The organism is Micromonospora sp. NPDC049049 (assembly GCF_040649115.1).
GTDB lineage: Bacteria > Actinomycetota > Actinomycetes > Mycobacteriales > Micromonosporaceae > Micromonospora.
Genome location: NZ_JBEZEX010000013.1, coordinates 48,363 through 67,605 on the forward strand (window position 1 = coordinate 48,363; position 19,243 = coordinate 67,605).

Consider the following 19,243-nt stretch of genomic DNA (forward strand, 5'->3'; position numbering starts at 1 on the left):
CGATGTGGTCTACCCGCCGTCGACCGGCGCGTCGTCGCGCCCCAGCTCCCAGAACGCGACGGCCGCCGCGGCGGCGACGTTCAACGAGTCCACGCCGCGCCGCATCGGAAGGACCACCCGCACGTCGCTGGCGGCCTGCGCCGCCGCGGTGAGGCCCGGCCCCTCGGCGCCGAGCAGCAACGCGGCCCGCTCACGCTGCGCCGGGGTCAACCGCTGCATCGGTACGGCGTCCGGCGCGGGCGTCATCGCGAGCACCGTGAAGCCGGCCTCTCGCACCTGGTCCAGACCCTCCGGCCAGCGGTCGAGTTTCGCGTACGGCATGGCGAAGACCTCACCCATGCTGACCCGGACGCTGCGCCGGTAGAGCGGGTCGGCGCAGGTCGGCGACAGCAGCACCGCGTCGACACCGAGCGCGGCGGCGCCCCGGAAGATCGCGCCCAGGTTGGTGTGGTTGTTCACGTCCTCCAGGACGACGACCCGGCGCGCGGTGGCGAGCACCTCGGCCGCCGTCGGCAGCGGCCGGCGGTGGAACGACGCCAGCACCCCCCGGTGTACGTGGAAACCGGTGGCCCGTTGCAGCACATCCTGGGTCGCGGCGTAGACCGGGGCGTCGCCGGTGTCCAGGTCGGCGAGCTGGTCGGCCCGCTTGGCGTCGACCAGGTACGACCGGGCCGGGTAGCCCGCGCGCAGCGCCCGGCGCAGCACCAGCTCCCCCTCGGCGATGAACAGGCCGTGCGGTGGTTCCCAACGGGTGCGCAGCTCGACGTCGGTGAGCGCCCGGTAGTCGGCGATCCGGTCGTCGTCGGGGTCGGTGATCTGGTGGACGGGCACCCGACGATTCTGCCGGACGCGGAGCAGCGCGCTCCGAGGCCCGCCCGACGAGGCGTTTTGTCCGAAGAAGAAGGGGAATGACCGGCAGACAACGGACGTGACGGGAAGGACCAGCCAGGTGAGCGCAGCCGACACCACCCCGGGCGAAGCGGGTGCCCTGCCCCGGCGTCCGACCGTCGCGGACCACATCGTGTCGCGACTGTTCAGCTGGGGCGTGCACCGCTACTTCGGCTACCCCGGCGACGGCATCAACGGCCTCACCTCCGCGCTGCAACGCACGAACGGACGAGCCCAGTTCATCCAGGTCCGCCACGAGGAGACCGCCGGCTTCGCCGCCTCCGCGCACGTCAAGTACGGCGGCGGTCCGCTGGGCTGCGCTCTGGTCACCAGCGGGCCGGGCGCCATCCATCTACTCAATGGCCTGTACGACGCGAAGCTCGACCACCAACCGGTGATCGCCCTGGTCGGGCACACCGCGACCACCGCCGAGGGCGGCGGCTACTACCAGGAGGTCGACCTGCTCGCCCTCTACAAGGACGTGGCGGCAGCGTTCCTGGCCCAACTCGACAACCCCGCACAGGTACGTCACCTGGTCGACCGGGCGTGCCGCACGGCGCTGGCCCGGCGTACCGTCACCGCCCTGATCCTGCCTCTCGACATCCAGGACGAGCCGGCTGTCCCGAACCCGCCCCACGCGCACGGCTACTACCAGACCAGCAACGCGCCGAGCAGCACGCCGACGGTGCCACCGGAGGCGGACGTACGCCGGGCGGCCGAGGTCCTGCGCGGCGGGCAGCGGGTGGCCATGCTGGTCGGCCAGGGTGCCCTCGGCGCACGCGACGAGGTCCGCGAGATCGCTGATCGGCTCGGGGCCGGCGTGGCCACCGCACTGCTCGGCTTCACCGCCGTCGACCATCGCGAGCCGTGGGTGACCGGCGCGATCGGGCTGCTCGGCACCCGACCGAGCTGGCAGCTGATGAGCGGCTGCGACCGGCTGCTGATCGTGGGCAGCAACATGCCGTACTCGGAGTTCTACCCGCGACCCGGGCAGGCCCGCGCGGTCCAGATCGACCTGGACGGCACCCAGCTCGGGCTGCGCTACCCGACGGAGGTGAACCTGACCGGCGACGCCCGCCCCACGCTGCGGGCCCTGCTGAACGAGCTGGGCCCCGGCCCCGGACCGACCGCCTGGCGGACGGAGGTCACCGAGGCCACCTCGGCGTGGCGTCGGGTGCAACACGACCTGGCCGAACAGGCCGCCGACCCGGTCAACCCGCAGTTGCTCTTCCACACCCTGAACGAACGGCTGCCCGACGACGTGCTGCTCGCCGTCGACTGCGGCACCACCACCGCCTGGTACGCCCGACACATCCAGGTACGCCCCGGCATGCTGGCCAGCCTCTCCGGCACGCTGCTGTCCATGGGCGGCGCCATGCCGTACGCGCTGAGCGCCAAGTTCGCCCACCCGGACCGGCCGCTGGTCGCGCTGATCGGTGACGGCGCCATGCAGATGAACGGCGTCAACGAGCTGATCACCGTGGCGAAGTACTGGCGCAGCTGGGCCGACCCGCGCTTCGTGGTGCTGGTCCTCAACAACCGGGATCTGGCGTTCGTCAGCTGGGAACAGCGCTCCACCGAGGGGACGCCGATGTTCCCGGACAGCCAGCAGTTGCCGGACATCGCCTACCACCAGTGGGCGGAGGTGCTCGGGCTGCACGGCGAGTTGATCGACTCACCGGATCAGGTGCGCGACGTCTGGGACCGGGCGCTCACCGCCGACCGGCCGGTGGTGATCAACGCCCTGGTCGACCCGGCGGAGCTGATGCTGCCACCGCACTTCACCGTCGAGCAGGCCCGCAAGACCGCCGCGGCGGTGCTACGCGGCGACACCGACTGGGCCGGAATCATCCGCCGCGGCCTCCCGTCGACGCTCGCGAGCTACCGCCCCCGCCGCCGAGACCGCTAACCCCACCCCGCGCCCCGCGCCCCGCGCCCGGCCCGGCCCGGGGCGGGGCGGGCGGGGGCGGGCGGGCGGGGCGGGGTGGGTGGTCAGCCGCGGCGGTCGAGCCAGCGTTGCAGGGCTGAGCGGGGGTCCTGGGTGGGCTCCTGCTGACGCTCCGGGACGGCGGGGCGCTCCACCGGGCGGCGCGCGTCGCCGGCCAGCTCACGGCTCGGTGCGACGAACGCCTTCTCCGGTTGGCCCTTCACTGCGGTGGCGATGACCCGGGCCACCGCGTCGATCACCTTGGCCTGCACCGCTGACCCCACCGAGTCGGCCGGGTCGTCCGGGTTCGCGGCGATACCGGCCACCGCGACCTGCGGGGTGAAGCCGACGAACGTCTCGGTGGAGTTCTGCTCCGAGCTACCCGTCTTACCAGCCACCGGTCGGCCGTCGAGGATGCCGTTCACACCGGTGGCGGTGCCGCCGTTGCACTGCCCGAACGCCGACTGCTGACCCACCGGGCAGCGCGCCGCGTCGGTCGCGGCACGGGCGACGTCGGCGTCGAGCACCCGCTTGCAGGACGGCTGCCCCACCGGCACCTTCGTGCCGTCCGCGCCAGTCACCGAGACCACCGGCACCGGCGTGCAGTAGGTGCCCTCGGCGGCCACCGTCGCGTACGCGTTGGCCAGGTCGAGCGGGGTGGTGGCCGCCACTCCCAGAGTGAACGAGCCCCAGTTCGCGGCGTTGTTCTTGGCGAAGTTGGCGTCCGAGTCGGCGCGGAACGTGATGCCGAGCCGCTGCGCCATCTGGACCACCTTGTCCTGGCCGACCTGCTCGGCCAGCCAGACGAAGTAGGTGTTCACCGAGCGGCCGAAGCCGTCCCACATCATCCGGTACCCGTCCATCCAGTCCGGGTTGGCGTTCGCCGGGCACCAGTGACCGTCACAGCTGCCCGACCCCTCGGCGGGGTACCGGGTGGGCAGCTTGGCGGGCGCGTCGAAACCGGTGGAGAGGGTACGGCCCGACTCCAGCGCGGCGAGCATGGTGAACATCTTGAACGTGGAACCCGCCTGGTATCCGTCGACGCTGGCTCCGCCGGAGATCAACGGGTTGACGGTGTTCGGGTAGTTCGCCTGCCCGGCCGGGTTGTCGGCGAGGCTGTAGTGCCTGTTGACCGCCATCGCCAACACCCGCCCGGTCCCGGGCTGGACCGCCGCGATCGGCAGGGCGCGCTTGTTGTCGTACCCGTAGACCTTTGTGGCCTGCTGTTGCGCGGTGGCCTGGATCTTCGGGTCCAGCGAGGTGACCACGGTGTAGCCGCCCGAACGCAGTGCCTGCTCACGCTCCGCGACGGTCGCCCCGAAGGCCGGCTGGGTCAGCCACCACTGGCGCAGGTAGTCGCAGAAGTAGCCCCAGTCGTCGTGGCCCTGGGAGACGGCGGTACAGCCGTTGGGCTGGGCGGTGGGGCGCAGGGCCAGCGGCTCGGCCTTGGCCTGGGCGGCCTGCGCTGCGGTGATCGCGTTGGTGGCGACCATCGAGTCCAGCACGTACGACCGGCGGGTCAGCGCCTCGTCCTTGTCGCCGCTGATCGGGCTGTAGGCGTCCGGGGACTGCACCAGACCGGCCAACAGAGCCGACTCGGCGAGGGTCAACTGCGCCGGAGGCTTGCCGAAGTACCGCTGGCTGGCCGCCGCGATCCCGTACGCGCCGGAACCGAAGTAGGCGATGTTCAGGTACCGGTCGAGGATCTCGTCCTTGCCGAGGCTCTTGTCCAGCGCGCTCGCGTACCGGATCTCCTGGATCTTGCGGCCCACTGTGGGATCGGTGGCGGCGGCGCGCTCCTCGGCGGTGCGGGTGGGGTCGGTCTTGAGCACGTTACGGACGTACTGCATGGTCAGCGTCGAGCCGCCCTGCTCGGTGCCGCCACCCTTGACGTTGGCCACCAGCGCCCGGGCCAGGCCGCGCAGGTCCGCACCACCATGGTCGTAGAAGCGCCGGTCCTCGGCCGCCACGATTGCCTGCCGCATGACCGGAGCGATCTCCGACAGGGGTACATCGGTGCGGTTCACGTCGTAGAACGTGGTGATCAGCGTCTTGCCGTCGTTGGCGTAGAGGTACGAACGCTGCGGCGTGGCCGGGGTCTTCAGCGAGGCCGGCAACGCGGCGTACGACCCGAGCGCGGAGCGGGCGGTGAGCCCGAGCAGCAGGTTGCCCGGCAGTGCGGCGACTGCCAGGACGAGCCCGGCCAACACGCCGGCGAGCAGCACTGTGAACAGCCGCGACAGCGGCGAGCGAGGGGCGGCCATGCTCCCCAGGATTGCCACGAAAGCCGCCAACCGACCACCCCCACAGCCGGATTGTCAGCAACTTCACGGCCCCCCACCAGCCAATCCCCTGTCCCCGCCCCCACCCCGCACCCCGCCCCACCCTGGTTGATCATGAAGTTATTGCCAGGACACGCCGAGGTCGCACGCAACAACTTCATGATCAACGGGCGCGGGGCAACCGGCGCGGGGCGGCGGGCGGGAGGCGGGAGGTGGGACCCCGGGGTGGGGTGGGGTTAGGGGTTTGGGGTGCTCAGGCTGGCGCTGGCGGCGTCTCTGGCGGTTTCGCGGGGCATCAGGCGGCCGGAGCGGTAGCCGATGCCGATGCCGGCGATCAGCACGAAGATCGCGCCGAAGGTCTGCAACGAGCCGATCAGGGCACCACCGAGGCCGAGCAGCGGCGCGGCGATGATCAGCATGACGCCGTCGCCGAGGCTGAAGGTGCCCGAGCGGGCCACCGCCCACCCGGTGAGGAACCAGCCCGCGCTGTAGAACGTAGCGCCGAGCAGGACCAGCGACCGCGCGGTGGCACCGAAGACGGGCGTCTGCTCCTCGAACCCGGCGAACGGCAGCATCAGCACGGTGCCGGCGATGCTGACCAGCAACCCGGCCGCGGCCACCCGGCGGCTGCGGGTCGCGGCCAGCAGCCCGGTGAGCGCCAGCAGCGCGAGCAGGCCGAGCCAGACCGCGGCCACCCAGCCGATCAGGTAGACCGCCCGGCCGTCGGCCGGATAGGGGTCGTTGCCCACCCCTCCGTCGCTGGCCATCGCCACCGCGCCGTAGAGGATGGCGTACGCGGGCAGCAGCCAGACCGCCGCCCGCGCGAACCGACGTATCGACCAGGCCCAGGTGGCGTTCGTGGCGGGGGCGCCCGGGGTCGGCTCGCCGACGAAGGGCAGTACGCCGAACCCACCACCGCTGCGCCGGGAGCCCAGCGGGGCGACCGGGTCGTGCGCGCCGGGCACCGGGGCCGAGGACCACATCCGCTTCGCCGGATCCTTCATGCGTCACCTCGCTCGTCGTCGAGCGGTGCACCGACGCGCCGGGGCGCCCCGATTGCCTGGTCACCACCCGTCCTAGGACCGATCGTGGCAGGCGTCGGAGCGCCCCATGAGTCTTTTTCGTATTTAGCCGACCGAGCGGCCGGCGTATCGGATCAGCCGCGCTCGCGCTGGTCGGCCGGGTCCTCGACGAGGCTGGTCGGGGACACCGGCTCCGGCGCGGGCAGCCCTTGCGGCCCCTTGCTGCCGGTGGCCTGCGCCTCGGCGACGCGTACCTCGTCGTGGATCTGCTGGGCAGCGTCCGCCGCCGCCTGCGCCGCCGCCGCAGCCTCCCGCTCGACCTGGCTCGCGTGTTCGGCTGCCTCCGGTGCGGGCAGGTCCCCCACCATCTGGCTCAGCCCGCCCAGCGCGCCACCCATGCCCTCCAGGGCCTTGGTCAGCTCGGCCGGGACGATCCAGACCTTGTTGGCGCTGCCCTGGGCGATCTGCGGCAGGGCCTGCAGGTACTGGTAGGCGAGCACCTTCTGGCTCGGGTTCGCCTGGTGGATCGCGTCGAAGACCGTCCGAATCGCCTTCGCCTGGCCCTCGGCCTGCAGGATCCGGGCCTGCCGGTCACCGTCCGCGCGCAGCACCGCCGACTGCTTGTCACCCTCGGCGGTGAGGATCACCGACTGCTTGTGGCCCTCGGCGGTCAGGATCGCCGCGCGGCGGTCCCGCTCGGCGCGCATCTGCTTCTCCATGGAGTCGCGGATGCTGGCCGGCGGCTCGATCGCCTTGATCTCGACCCGGGTCACCTTGATGCCCCAGCGGCCGGTGGTCTCGTCCAGCACGCCCGAGAGGTGCCTGTTGATCTCGTCCCGGCTGGTGAGCGCCCGCTCCAGATCGAGCGAGCCGATCACGTTACGCAGCGTGGTGACGGTCAACTGCTCGATGGCCTGAAGGAAGCTGGAGATCTCGTAGGTCGCCCGAACCGAGTCGACCACCTTGAAGTAGAGAACGGTGTCGATCGAGACCACCAGGTTGTCCGAGGTGATCACCGGCTGCGGCGGGAAGCTGACCACCTGCTCCCGCATGTCGACCTTGGTACGCACCGCGTCGATGAACGGCACCAGCAGGTTGAGGCCGGGGTTGAGGGTGCGCTTGTACTTGCCGAGCCGTTCCACCACGTCCTGGCGCTGCTGCGGCACGATCCGCACCGCCTTGGCCAGCGTTATCACGGCGATCAACGCCACCGCGATGATCAGCACACCTATGACCGTCATCGGTTCACCCTCTCGCTTCCGGCAACTCGCCGGCGGAAGAAACATCGTCCTGCCACACCAGGGCTGTCGCGCCCCGGACCTTTATCACCCGAACCCGTTCACCGGGCTCGAAAGTCTGCGTCGTGTCGTACGACCGGGCGGTCCACAACTCACCGTCGATCTTGACCAGACCGTGCTCGGCGTCCACCCGTTCCAACACCAGTGCCGTGGAGCCCTCGATCGCCTCCACGCCGAACGGCTGCTCGCCGCTCTCCAGCGCGGAGCGGCTGTGCCGCCGGATGACCGGTCGGACCACCACCAGGCTCAACGCCGACACCACAGCGAACACCAGTGCCTGCACCGCGACCGGCGCACCCAGTGCGGCCGCGCCGGCGGCGGCGAACGCACCGACCCCGAACATGATCAGAAATAGCGTCGTCGTGAAAATCTCGGCGACGGCCAGCACCACACCCAAAACGATCCACACCACGGCGTCCACACCGCAAGGGTGACACGTTAATGCACGAGCAGCCCACCCGTGATCATCAGTAGGCTCGGCGACACGAGCGCCGCCCACCGCATTCACCGGCCGAACGAGGAGATCCCCGTGACCCTGCTGCCCGCGACCGCCCGGCAGATCGACACCCAGGTCGCCCAGGCGCAGATCGACGGACGTACCCCGTCACTGGTGCTGGGCGTGGTCCGCGACGGCACGCTGGTCCACCTGGCCACCGCCGGCGAGCACCCCCGCCCGGACGCCGACCTGCAGTACCGGGTGGGCTCGATCAGCAAGACGATGACCGCCACCTTGATCATGCAGTTGCGTGACGCCGGCCAGCTCTCCCTCGACGACCCGCTGGAACGGCACCTGCCCGGCACCGCGGCGGGCGCGCTCACAGTGCGTCAGCTGCTCGGGCACGCCAGCGGCATGCAACGCGAACCCGAGGGCGACTGGTGGGAGCGGAGCGCGGGCGCCGACCTGGCCACGCTGCTCGACGGCCTCAACGCCGACAAGATCGCCTACCCGCCGCACACCGCCTACCACTATTCCAACCTGGCCTACGGGCTCCTCGGTGGCCTGCTCGAACGGCTCACCGGGAAACCCTGGGCCGACCTGCTCGACGAAAGGGTGTTCGGCCCGCTGGGCCTGCGCCGCACCACCTACACGGCCACCGAGCCGTACGCCCCCGGTTACGTCGTCCACCCCTGGCACGGCACCCTGCGCGAGGAACCCCGTACCGACACCGGCGCCATGGCTCCCGCCGGGCAGCTCTGGTCGACGATCGAGGACCTCGGCCGCTGGGCCGCTTTCCTGGCCGACCCCGACCCGTCGGTGCTGGCCGCCGAGACGCTGACCGAGATGTGCGCCCCCGTGGTGATCAGCGACCTCGACTCCTGGACCGGCGGGCACGGCCTGGGGCTGGAGCTCTACCGCGACGGCGAGCGGGTGTACGTCGGACACGGCGGCTCGATGCCCGGGTACGTGGCCACCCTCATGGTGCACCGACCCACCCGCACCGCTGTGGTCGGCTTCGCCAACTCGTACGGCTTCCCGATCACCGGGCTCGGCCGTCAGCTGCTGACCATGGTGCTGGACGCCGAGCCGGCGCTCCCGCAGCCGTGGCGGCCCGCCACCGCCGCACCCGACGCGGGGTCGGCCGAGCTGACCGGTCGCTGGTGGTGGATGGGCACCTCGATGGACCTGAGCTGGGACGCGGGTGACCTGGTGGCCCACGTACGCGGTGAGCGGGTGACCCGGTTCACCGCCGAGGGGACGGACCGCTGGCGGGGACGTTCCGGCCCGGAGAACGGCGAGATCCTGTCGGTGCTGCGCGACGACAGCGGACGGGCGCTGGCGGTCGACATCGCCACGTTCGTCTTCACGCGCAGCCCGGACGAGGTTCCCTGACCGGCCGCCGGGGGGTCAGGCGGTCAGGCCGGCTCGGTGACGAAGTCGATGAGCCGTTCCATGGCGTTGATCAGAGGGGTCTCCACGTCGGCGAAGCTGTTCACCCGGGACAGGATGTGCCGCCACATGTCCGCCGGCTCGGCGACCCCGAGGGCCGCGCAGACCCCCTCCTTCCACGGCCGCCCCGGCGGCACGACCGGCCAGGCCGCGATGCCCAACGCGGCAGGCTTGACCGCCTGCCACACGTCCACGTAGGGGTGCCCGGTCACCAGCACGTGCGGCGAGTTCACCCGGGCGACGATCCGGCTCTCCTTGCTGCCCGGCACCAGGTGGTCGACGAGCACGCCGAGTCGTCGGGTCGGGCCGGGGCCGAAGTCGCGTACCTCGGCGTCGAGGGCGTCGATGCCGTCCAACGGCTCCACGACAACACCCTCGATCCGTAGGTCGTCGCCCCAGATCCGCTCGACCAGCGCGGCGTCGTGGATGCCCTCCACCCAGATCCGGCTGGCCTTCGCCACCTGGGCCCGCACGTTGTCCACGGCGACCGAGCCGGACGCAGTGCGTCGACGGGCCGCCGGAACCGGCGCACGGGTGGGGCGGCGCAGCGTCACCGGGCGGCCGTCGAGCAGGAACGCCGCCGGCAGCAGCGGGAAGTTGCGCCGTTTACCGTGCCGGTCCTCCAGCACCACCGCGCCGGCCTCGAAGCCCACCACCGCTCCACAGAATCCGGAGTCGGCATCCTCGACCACGAGATCCGGTTCGGCGTCCACCTCGGGGGTGACCTTGCGCCGTCGCCAGTCGCCCGCCAACACGTCCTCGCCGTATCGCCCCGCCATGTCGATCACGCTAGACCCAGCCCGCTCCCACCCCACCCCCGACACACCGCCCCGCCCCCCGACCGCCGCACCCCTAACCTCAGCCGCCACCCACCGCTGTCGATCATGCAGTTGTGGTGCTCCACAAAACGTCTACAACCGGTGCCTGTCACCCACCACCACTGCATGATCGACGCGACCCGGGGCGCGGAGACACGAGCGGGCCGGAGCGGGGATCGGGGCGAAAAGGGCAGTTGGGGGCAGGCCGGGCGACCGGAGCGGCAGCCGAGACAGGGCCGGTCGTGACCACGTACCCTTTCGGCATGTCCACCCCCGCAACGGGCGCGGTCACACTCGCGCCGCGCCGGTCCAGCCGGTTCGTTGCCTGGGTGCGCGCGTGGCGCGCCGGGTTGGTGCCCTTCGACGAGGTCGCCGACGCCATCGCCGGCGACGAGGAACACCTCGTTGCGGACGCCCCGGGCACCTGGACCGACGTCCCGCTGGGTGCCGCGCTGCCCACCCTGGCCAAGCTCTCCCCGGACGAGATCCGCCTGGTGCTGCCCGCGCCCGGCGACCCGAGGGGTCTGCCCGGCCCCGGCGACTTCGCCGGTGCGGCGCTGGTCACGGGTGAGGCGGTGGTCGCCGGCGGGCTGGGGTTGATCCCGGAGGTCCGCTCGCACACCTCCGGCTCCGGGGACTGCTTCGAGACGGTGCTGTGGCGGGTCTACCCGCTGCCGGCCAACGCCCCCGCCGCGTCACTCTCGTTGCCTGGCGCCGCCGAGGCGGAGGCCGAGTTGGCCGCCGCGCTGGCCGAGACGACAGCCGTGCTGACCCGCCTCGACGTCGCCCAGTGGCGGCCCGAGCTGGCGGGTGCGCTGGCCGCGCTCCGTCGCCCGGACGGCACCACCGATCTCCCACCGGGCTTCGACCCGCGGGCCCGCCGGCTCTTCGCCCGCGCCGCGGTGCTCGACCGAGTGCTGGCGTTGGCCGGGCACGCCGCCCCGGGCGGCGCGATCAACAACTACGAGGCGCAGCAACGGGACGCGGCACTCCGCCCCCTGACCGCAGCCTGCCGGCAGGCGCTGGTGGCCGCCTGCAACGCCCCCCTGCGCCCCTGACCGGAGCCCTGCAACGCCGGTTGAGGGCAGGTCAGATCTCGTCGAGCAGGTCCGCGACCGAGTTGATGATCCGCGACGGGCGGTACGGATAACGCTCCGCCTCGGTGCGGCTGCTGATCCCGGTGAGCACCAGGATGGTCTCCAGTCCAGCCTCCAGGCCGCACAGGATGTCGGTGTCCATCCGGTCACCGATCATCGCGGTGCTCTCCGAGTGGGCGTTGATGGTGTTGAGCGCCGAGCGCATCATCATCGGGTTGGGCTTGCCGACGAAGTACGGCTCGACCCCGGTCGCCTTGGAGATCATGGCGGCGACCGAGCCGGCGGCGGGTAGCGCGCCCTCCACGGACGGGCCGGTCACGTCGGGGTTGGTGCAGATGAACCGCGCGCCGTCGTTGATCAGGCGGACAGCCTTGGTGATCGCCTCGAAGCTGTAGGTGCGGGTCTCGCCGAGCACCACGTAGTCGGGGGCGAAATCGGTCAGCACGTAGCCGACGGCGTGCAGCGCCGTGGTCAGCCCGGCCTCACCGATGACGTAAGCGGTGCCGCCCGGCCGCTGGTCGGCGAGGAACTGGCCGGTGGCCAGGGCGGAGGACCAGATCGACTCCTCCGGCACGTCCAGCCCCATCCGGCTGAGCCGGGCCGTCAGGTCGCGCGGGGTGTAGATCGAGTTGTTGGTCAGCACCAGGAACGGCTTGCCGGAGGCGCGCATCCGGTTGATGAACTCCGGCGCGCCGGGCACCGGCTGGCCCTCGTGCACCAGCACGCCGTCCATGTCGGTCAGCCAACTCTGCACGGGCTTACGGTCATGCATGATGATCCTCAGAGGTCAGGGGCGACGGGTCGGCACGCAACAGACGGTGGCGCAGGTGTCCCACATGGGCAGCTCGCCCAGGCGGCGGCGCAGCTGCGCGCCGTCCGGGTCGGTCCGCTCGGTGACCAGCTCACGCACCATGGTCACGAAACGCGGGTCGGTGCCGGGCGTACCGGCCCGGACGAAGTCCAGGCCGAGCTGCTTCGCCGTCTCCAGCGCTTCGGTGTCCAGGTCCCACACGACCTCCAGGTGATCGGAGACGAACCCGATCGGGCTGACCACCACACCGGTGGTCCCGCTCTGGGCGAGGGCGGCCAGGTGGTCGTTGATGTCCGGTTCCAGCCACGGAACCTGCGGCGGGCCGGAGCGGCTCTGCCAGACCAGGTCGTACTCCAGGTCGGGTGCGGCGGCCGCGGCGACGAGCCGGGCGGTCTCGTGCAGCTGCGCCTCGTACCGGCCACCGTGCGGGCCGGCGTTGGCCGCCATCGAGGTGGGGATGGAGTGGGCGGTGAAGACCAGCCGGGTGGTGTCCCGCAACGCCTGGTCGAGCTGGCTCAACGCCGCCCGGACCGCGTCGACGTGCGGCTCGACGAAGCCGGGGTGGTCCCAGAACTGGCGCAGCTTCTCGATCACGGGGGCTTCCGGGCCGACGGCGGCACGCGCGGCGGCGATGTCCTCCTGGTACTGCCGGCAGGAGGAGTAGCCGCCGTACGCGCTGGTGACGAAGGCCAGTGCCCGGGTGACCCCGTCGTCGCGCATCTGGGTCACGGTGTCGGCGAGCATCGGGTCCCAGTTGCGGTTGCCCCAGTAGATGGGCAGGTCGACACCGTGCGCGGCGAAGTCGGCGCGGACGGCGGCCAGGAGGTCCCGGCACTGCTGGTTGATCGGGGACACCCCACCGAAGTGCTGGTAGTGCTCGGCGACCTCGGCCAGCCGCTCAGGAGGCACACCCCGGCCCCGGGTCACGTTCTGCAGGAACGGCATCACGTCCTCGGGCCGCTCGGGCCCGCCGAAGGACACCAGCACCACCGCGTCGTACGACATGGGGTCATTCTTGCCCCTCGGCCGGGACGCCCCGGCGACGCCCCCTGTTTCGGACGCGTAGATCACGCGGACGGCGACCAGTGGGCGTCGCGGGGAGCGTCAGGAACCGATGGCGTGGTAGCCGCCGTCGACGTGGACGATCTCGCCGGTGGTGGCCGGGAACCAGTCGGAGAGCAGCGCCAGGCAGGCCTTGGCGGCGGGCTCCTGGTCGGTGAGGCTCCAGCCCAGCGGGGCCCGCTCGGCCCAGGCGTCCTCGAACTGGTCGAAGCCGGGGATCGACTTGGCGGCGATGGTCCGCAGCGGCCCGGCGGCGACCAGGTTGCTGCGGATGCCCTGCTTGCCCAGGTGCATCGCCAGGTAGCGGGAGGCGGACTCCAGGCCGGCCTTGGCCACGCCCATCCAGTCGTAGACCGGCCACGCCTTCGTCGCGTCGAAGGTCAGACCGACCACCGCGCCGCCGGGCGACATCAGCGGCAGCGCCGCCATCGCAAGGGACTTGTACGAGAAGGTGGAGACGTGCAGGGCGGTCGCCACGTCCTCCCAGGGCGCGTCGAGGAAGCCGCCACCCAGGCAGCTCTGCGGGGCGAAGCCGATCGAGTGCACGACACCGTCGAGGCCGTCGACGTGCTCGCGGACCCGGTCGGCGAGGCTGGCCAGGTGTTCGGTGTTGGTGACGTCCACCTCGATGACCGGCGCGGGCTCGGGCAGCCGCTTGGCGATCCGCTCGACCAGGGACATCCGGCCGAAGCCGGTGAGGACGACCTGCGCACCGTTCTCCTGGGCGAGCTTCGCCACCGAGAAGGCGATCGAGGCGTCGGTGATGACACCGGTGACGAGCAGTCGCTTACCGGCGAGCAGTCCGGACATCGCTGATTTCCTCCGTAGTCAAAAGGGTTAGTGGCCCATGCCGAGGCCGCCGTCGACCGGGATGACGGCGCCGGAGACGTACCCGGCGCTGTCGGACGCCAGCCAGGTGACCACGTCGGCGACCTCGTCCGGGCTGGCCATCCGACCGGCCGGGATGGACTTGAGGATCTCCGCCTTGCGGTCGTCGGTGAGGCCGGCGGTCATGTCGGTGTCGATGAAGCCGGGCGCCACCACGTTCGCGGTGATGTTGCGGCTGCCCAGCTCCCGGGTGATCGAGCGGGCGACGCCGACGAGGCCGGCCTTGCTGGCGGCGTAGTTGACCTGCCCGGCACCGCCGGCGAGGCCGACCACCGAGGAAATGAAGATCATTCGGCCCCACTTGGCGCGGAGCATCTTGCCGGAGGCCCGCTTCGCGACCCGGAACGCGCCGGTGAGGTTGGTGTCCACCACGTCGGTGAACTGCTCCTCGGTCATCCGCAGCAGCAGCGTGTCGGCGGTCATGCCGGCGTTGGCGACCAGCACCTCGACCGGCCCCAGCTCGGCCTCGACGGCGGCGAAAGCGGCGTCGATCGAGGCGGCGTCGGTGACGTCGGCGCGAACGCCGAACAGCCCCTCAGGCGCCTCGCCGCTGCGGTGGGTGACCGCCACCCGGTCGCCCTGCTTGGCGAAGGCCTGCGCGATGGCCAGGCCGATCCCCCGGTTGCCCCCGGTCACCAGCACGGTGCGAGCCACTGTTCCCCCTTGCGATGGTCAGCACGGACGCGTCGGAGCCTAGGCGTTACCGGCAGGTAAGCGCTAACGGGAGTCGCGTCACACTGGGGTAGGACACCGGGATCAACCCCTGGTGGCACGCCTCGTGGCGGGGTCGGCCCGTAGCCTCCGGGTGGTGAACCGGCATCCGATCGCGGTGGCCCTACGGGCCCTGCGGCAGACAGTGCTCGGCCCGGACGCCCGGCCCGAACGGCCGCTGCTGGCCCGGTGGCCACGGCTGGCCCCGTACGCCGCGCCGGTCGGCCTGCTCGCCGCGCTCGGCCTCTTCCTGATCACGTTGACAGTGGAGAGCGACTGGGGCCTGCCGCCGCCGATCGCGCTCCTGTTCGCGGCGATGACGGTGGCGCCGCTGCTGGCGCTGCCCCGGCGTCCGCTGCTGGCCTGGCGGCTGACGGTGCTGGCCCTGCTGATCTGCACGTTCAACGCCCCGGCCGACCAGGCCTGGCCGTGGACCCCGCCGCTGGCACTCGGGTCGATCGCGGTGGCGGCGGTGGTCGTCGCACGGGTCGACCGCCCGGTGCTGGCCTGGGTGGTGGCGATCAGCACGGTGCCGGTGTTCACCCTTGTCCACCCGAACAACCGGGTCCCGGTCCTGCTGCTGCTCGGCGCGCTGGCGATCGCCGGCGACCTGATCCGGCGCAACCGGCTGTCCCGGCGCGCGCTGGTCGCGCAGACCGAGCTGAGCGAACGCGAGCAGAAACGTCGTGCGGTGCTGGAGGAACGCACCCGGATCGCCCGGGAACTGCACGACGTGGTGGCCCACCACATGTCGCTGATCGCGGTGCAGGCGGAGACCGCCCCGTACCGGCTGACGGACGTGCCGGCCCCGGCAGCCGCGGAGTTCGTCGCCATCGCCGCGTCGGCCCGTGACGCGCTGACCGACATGCGGCGGCTGTTGGGGGTGCTGCGCAGCGAGACGAGCGGGCCGCAGACCGCGCCGCAGCCGGACCTCACCGACCTGGGCGCGATGGTGGACGCGGCACGCCGGGCCGGGCTGCCGGTGACCCTGGACGCCGAGTCGGTGGACGACGACCGGGTGCCCGCGCCGGTCGGGCTGGCCGCGTACCGCATCGTGCAGGAGGGCCTGGCCAACGCGGCCCGCCACGCTGCCGCCGCCGCGGTGCGGGTCACCGTCCGCACCGGTCCGTCCGGTCTGGGGGTACGCGTCGAAAACTCCCCGGCCGACGTCCGACCGACCGATGACGGTGGCCCCGGGCACGGGCTGACCGGTATGCGGGAGCGGGCCACCTCGCTGGGCGGTACGTTCACCGCCGGGCCGCTGCCCGACGGGGGTTACGCGGTGGCGGCCGAGTTGCCGTACGACGCGGAGGGCGGGGACCGATGATCCGGGTGCTGATCGCCGACGACCAGGCGATGGTCCGGCAGGGTTTCGGCGCGCTGCTCGCCGCCCAACCGGATCTGCTGGTGGTGGGGGACGCCGCCGACGGCGCGCAGGCGGTGGCCGCCGCCCGCCACCTCGACCCGGACGTGGTGCTGATGGACGTGCGGATGCCGGTCATGGACGGGCTGGAGGCCACCCGCAAGCTGCTCGGTGACCGGTCGACGCAGCGGCCCCGGGTGCTCATCCTCACCACCTTCGACCTGGACGACTACGTGTACGAGGCGCTGCGCGCCGGGGCGAGCGGGTTCCTGCTCAAGGACGCCCCGGCGGCCGACCTGGTGCAGGCGGTGCGGGTGGTGGCGGCCGGGGACGCGCTGCTCGCCCCGGGGGTGACCCGTCGGCTGATCGCCGAGTTCGCGGCCCGTCCGGATCGCCGCAGCCCGCGCCCCACCGACCTGGCCGGGCTCACCCCGCGCGAGACCGAGGTGCTGCGGTTGATCGCCCGGGGCCGCAACAACGCGGAGATCGCGGGTGACCTGGTGGTGGCCGAGCAGACGGTGAAGACGCACGTCGGGCGGATCCTGGCCAAGCTGGGTCTGCGCGACCGGGCACAGGCAGTGGTGCTGGCGTACGAGACGGGTCTGGTGGCCGCCGGCGAGTAGCGCTGTGGAGCCAGCCTTGAAACGGCTCTGCGGGACGACGACCGGGCCCCGCCCCTGGGCGCAGTCTCCCTCCGGACGACATTCCGGAGGGAGACCGTGATGCGACGACGAGGTGCCAGCCGGGTGGCGATGGCCGCGCTGCTCGGCGTGAACCTGGTTCTACCGACCCGACCCGAGCCGGCCACGGCGGTGGGGTTCGTCGAGGCGTACCCCGTGACGGCGGCGGCGATGCGCGCGGCCGGCCCCCCGTACGCGGACTGGGCGGCCGACGGACGCCGGTTCCTGCTGTTCGACGAGCGCGGTGACGGCCGCGCGGTCGAGGTTTTCGGCGACCTCGCCGACGCGGACCGGATCGCGGTGCTGGTGCCAGGGGTCGGCAGCACCCTCGCCGACTTCGACAGGGGGTTGGGCGGGGTGGCCCGGCGGGCGCCGGCGGTGCAGGCCGGGCAGCTCTACCGGGAGCTGCGGGCGCTCGACCCGGCGGCGCGGGTCGCGGTGCTGGCCTGGCTCGGCTACGACCCGCCCGACGGGGTCCTGACGGCCGCCGGTGGCGTCAGCGCGCGGCGCGGCGCGGCCGGACTGGCCACGCTGCTCAGGGAACTGGCCGGACGCCGTCCGGCGGCGACGATCACGCTGGTGGGGCACAGCTACGGGGCGCTGGTGGTGTCGCTGGCGGCGGCGGAGGCCCCGGCCCGGGTCACCGACGTGGTCAGCCTCGGCGGCGTCGGCGCCGGGGTGCAGCGCGCCGGCGACCTGCCCGGCGGGCGGCGGTTCTGGGCGGCCGAGTCGCCGACCGACTGGATCCGTCGGGTACCGCCGGTGCGGCTGCCCGGCCTGGGTTTCGGCCGGCGACCCGGCGACCCGGCGTTCGGTGCCCGGCCCCTGCCGGTGGGTGGGGTGGCGGGGCACGACGGCTACCTCGTGCCGGGCAGCGCCACGCTGGTCGCGGTGGCGGCGGTCGTGCTGGGCGGCGTGGACACCGACGGGATCGGGGACGCCCGGTGAGCCGGGACCGTGCCGTCGACGCCCTGCGGGCGTACGCCATCGGCGGGGTCGTGCTCGGGCACTGGCTGGTCACCGGGTTGGTGCTGACCGGCGACGGCGGGCTGCACCAGGCCAGTCCCCTGACCGCCCTGCCCGACCTGGCCCCGATGACGTGGGTGTTGCAGACGCTCGGGTTGTTCTTCTTCACCGCCGGGTTCGGCTCGACCCGGTCGCTGGCCCGTTACCCGGGCGGCACCGGCGGTTGGGTGGCCGGTCGGCTGCGGCGGCTGCTGCTGCCCACCGTGGCGCTGCTCGGTGCGGGGGCCGCAGTGCTGCTCGCCGCGACCGTCGTCGGCACCTCGGACGACACGCTCGCCGTCGCGCTGCGGCTGGCGGTCAGCCCGCTGTGGTTCCTGCTACCGCTGGTGATCCTGGTCGCGGTGACCGGTCCGCTGCGCGTCGCCGTACGCCGGTGGGGGGTGGCCCGGTGCGTAGCGCCGGCGGTGGCCGTGGTGGCAGCGGTCGACCTGGCCGTCCGGCTGCTGCCGTCCGGCACCGACCTGCCCCCGGTCACCGTGCTGGCGGCCTGGTCGGTGCCCTACCTGCTGGGAGTGGCGCACGCCGACGGACGGCTGGACGGCCGTCGGGCGGGCGGCACGTTGGCGGCCGGTGGGGCTGTCGCGCTGGCGGCGCTGGTGGCGCTGGGCTACCCGGTGAGCGCGGTCGGCGTACCCGGGGCCGGGGTGTCCAACCTGAACCCGCCGTCGCTGCTGGTCGTGGCGTTGGCGGTGACCCAGGTCGGGCTGGGGCTGCTCGCCCGACCGGCACTGCACCGGCTGCTGACCCGACCGCTGCCGGGCCGGGCGGTGACCGAGGTGAACCGGTCCGCCGTCCGGGTCTACCTGTGGCACCAGCCGGTACTGGTGGCGGTGACCGCGCTCACCGCCCGCGGCGGGCTGGCCCTGCCCGGTCTGCACACCGCCCCGGACGGCCCGGGGTGGGTGCTGGCGCGCTGCTGCTGGCTGCCGTTGCTCGCCGTGGTGCTGGTCACCGTGGTGCGGGTGGGTCAGCCGCTGTCGTTTCGGCGGGGCGTACGCGCTGGTGGCGGGTGGCGTCCCCAGCCGGGCGGTGGAGGGGCGGCCGACCGGTCGGCCGAGTGCGTTCCGTCGGCACCGCAGGTGTACGATCATCGACGTTCCGGCCCGCCCGACTTGCAGGAGGTGATCGCTGTGCGAGATAGCGATCCTCCCAGTCGTGGCCGGGCCGATGGTCAGACCCGCTGAGCCACGACTCAGTCTGGTGAGCTGACCCCGCTCCGCTCCCCACCACGTCGGCAACTGCCGAGGTGAGTGTGCCGCGCCGCCCGATCCCGGGCGGTCGCCGGGAGCCGCCCGGTCACCACTTCGTGTGCGCGTCCCCACCCCCTGCGGTCCGCCCCCGCACGCGGACCGTCCAGCCGCCACCCGGAGCCGTCATGAGCCGCTACGTCGCCCCGCTGGGCTTCACCCTCGCCGCCGTCTGGGTGGCCATCGTCTTCGTGCTCGCCGGTGGCGGTCACTGACCGCTCCGGGCCGGCAGCTC

The 19,243-nt window shown here is 72.6% G+C and carries 18 protein-coding genes; 8 read left to right on the top strand and 10 right to left on the bottom strand.

Annotated elements, in window-relative coordinates; translation table 11 throughout:
- Positions 1-9: 9 nt before the first annotated feature.
- The gene (locus AB0B68_RS15575) at positions 10-858 is read right to left on the bottom strand and encodes an RNA methyltransferase (RefSeq protein WP_357194469.1); all 849 of its coding nucleotides are present in this window, start codon (positions 856-858) and stop codon (positions 10-12) included.
- 91 nt (positions 859-949) lie between these two features.
- Between AB0B68_RS15575 and AB0B68_RS15580 the strand changes: the two genes are divergently transcribed.
- Positions 950-2,797: a thiamine pyrophosphate-requiring protein gene (locus AB0B68_RS15580; protein ID WP_357194393.1), complete on the top strand. Its 1,848-nt coding sequence runs from the start codon at positions 950-952 to the stop codon at positions 2,795-2,797.
- An 83-nt stretch (positions 2,798-2,880) separates the two neighbouring features.
- Here AB0B68_RS15580 and AB0B68_RS15585 read toward each other — a convergent pair whose 3' ends face one another.
- From AB0B68_RS15585 to AB0B68_RS15600, 4 genes are all read right to left on the bottom strand, one after another.
- Complete coding sequence (locus tag AB0B68_RS15585) at positions 2,881-5,079, bottom strand: transglycosylase domain-containing protein (RefSeq protein WP_357194396.1); 2,199 nt, start codon at positions 5,077-5,079, stop codon at positions 2,881-2,883.
- 254 nt (positions 5,080-5,333) lie between these two features.
- Positions 5,334-6,101: a hypothetical protein gene (locus AB0B68_RS15590; protein WP_357260483.1), complete on the bottom strand. Its 768-nt coding sequence runs from the start codon at positions 6,099-6,101 to the stop codon at positions 5,334-5,336.
- Positions 6,102-6,253: 152 nt separating this feature from the next.
- Entirely contained in the window at positions 6,254-7,360 is a 1,107-nt protein-coding gene (locus AB0B68_RS15595; RefSeq protein WP_357194402.1) for an SPFH domain-containing protein, read from the bottom strand.
- 4 nt (positions 7,361-7,364) lie between these two features.
- The gene (locus tag AB0B68_RS15600; protein WP_355009697.1) at positions 7,365-7,838 is read right to left on the bottom strand and encodes an NfeD family protein; all 474 of its coding nucleotides are present in this window, start codon (positions 7,836-7,838) and stop codon (positions 7,365-7,367) included.
- A gap of 108 nt (positions 7,839-7,946) precedes the next feature.
- On the opposite strand from AB0B68_RS15600, the gene AB0B68_RS15605 reads away from it, so the two are divergent.
- A complete protein-coding gene (locus AB0B68_RS15605) occupies positions 7,947-9,248 on the top strand; it encodes a serine hydrolase domain-containing protein (protein ID WP_357260630.1) in 1,302 nt (433 codons plus the stop codon).
- 23 nt (positions 9,249-9,271) lie between these two features.
- On the opposite strand, the gene AB0B68_RS15610 is transcribed toward AB0B68_RS15605, so the two are convergent.
- Positions 9,272-10,084 carry a DUF3097 domain-containing protein gene (locus tag AB0B68_RS15610; protein ID WP_357194409.1) on the bottom strand — a complete coding sequence of 271 codons (813 nt, stop codon included), beginning with the start codon at positions 10,082-10,084 and terminating at the stop codon, positions 9,272-9,274.
- 302 nt (positions 10,085-10,386) lie between these two features.
- On the opposite strand from AB0B68_RS15610, the gene AB0B68_RS15615 reads away from it, so the two are divergent.
- The gene (locus AB0B68_RS15615; RefSeq protein ID WP_357194411.1) at positions 10,387-11,181 is read left to right on the top strand and encodes a hypothetical protein; all 795 of its coding nucleotides are present in this window, start codon (positions 10,387-10,389) and stop codon (positions 11,179-11,181) included.
- 31 nt (positions 11,182-11,212) lie between these two features.
- Here AB0B68_RS15615 and AB0B68_RS15620 read toward each other — a convergent pair whose 3' ends face one another.
- The 4 genes from AB0B68_RS15620 to fabG all read right to left on the bottom strand — a co-directional run bounded on the left by AB0B68_RS15620 (position 11,213) and on the right by fabG (position 14,635).
- Positions 11,213-11,992, bottom strand: coding sequence for an HAD-IIA family hydrolase (locus AB0B68_RS15620; protein WP_091403868.1), 780 nt, complete (start codon positions 11,990-11,992; stop codon positions 11,213-11,215).
- A gap of 15 nt (positions 11,993-12,007) precedes the next feature.
- Positions 12,008-13,036 (bottom strand): ferrochelatase, encoded by a 1,029-nt coding sequence (locus AB0B68_RS15625; RefSeq protein ID WP_357260485.1) that lies wholly within the window; start codon positions 13,034-13,036, stop codon positions 12,008-12,010.
- 99 nt (positions 13,037-13,135) lie between these two features.
- Positions 13,136-13,903, bottom strand: coding sequence for an enoyl-ACP reductase FabI (fabI, locus tag AB0B68_RS15630; RefSeq protein ID WP_357194417.1), 768 nt, complete (start codon positions 13,901-13,903; stop codon positions 13,136-13,138).
- A gap of 27 nt (positions 13,904-13,930) precedes the next feature.
- Positions 13,931-14,635, bottom strand: a complete 705-nt coding sequence (fabG, locus tag AB0B68_RS15635) for a 3-oxoacyl-ACP reductase FabG (protein WP_355009692.1) — start codon at positions 14,633-14,635, stop codon at positions 13,931-13,933.
- A 154-nt stretch (positions 14,636-14,789) separates the two neighbouring features.
- Between fabG and AB0B68_RS15640 the strand changes: the two genes are divergently transcribed.
- The 5 genes from AB0B68_RS15640 (at position 14,790) to AB0B68_RS15660 (ending at position 19,223) form a co-directional block, all read left to right on the top strand.
- Positions 14,790-16,019 carry a histidine kinase gene (locus tag AB0B68_RS15640; RefSeq protein ID WP_357260487.1) on the top strand — a complete coding sequence of 410 codons (1,230 nt, stop codon included), beginning with the start codon at positions 14,790-14,792 and terminating at the stop codon, positions 16,017-16,019.
- Positions 16,016-16,678, top strand: a complete 663-nt coding sequence (locus AB0B68_RS15645; protein ID WP_357194423.1) for a response regulator transcription factor — start codon at positions 16,016-16,018, stop codon at positions 16,676-16,678. The genes AB0B68_RS15640 and AB0B68_RS15645 overlap by 4 nt, the downstream gene beginning before the upstream one ends.
- 99 nt (positions 16,679-16,777) lie before the next feature.
- Positions 16,778-17,683 carry an alpha/beta hydrolase gene (locus AB0B68_RS15650; RefSeq protein WP_357260490.1) on the top strand — a complete coding sequence of 302 codons (906 nt, stop codon included), beginning with the start codon at positions 16,778-16,780 and terminating at the stop codon, positions 17,681-17,683.
- Positions 17,680-18,945 (top strand): acyltransferase, encoded by a 1,266-nt coding sequence (locus AB0B68_RS15655; RefSeq protein ID WP_357260493.1) that lies wholly within the window; start codon positions 17,680-17,682, stop codon positions 18,943-18,945. The genes AB0B68_RS15650 and AB0B68_RS15655 overlap by 4 nt, the downstream gene beginning before the upstream one ends.
- Positions 18,946-19,007: 62 nt before the next feature.
- Complete coding sequence (locus AB0B68_RS15660; RefSeq protein WP_357260496.1) at positions 19,008-19,223, top strand: hypothetical protein; 216 nt, start codon at positions 19,008-19,010, stop codon at positions 19,221-19,223.
- Positions 19,224-19,243 lie beyond the last annotated feature (20 nt).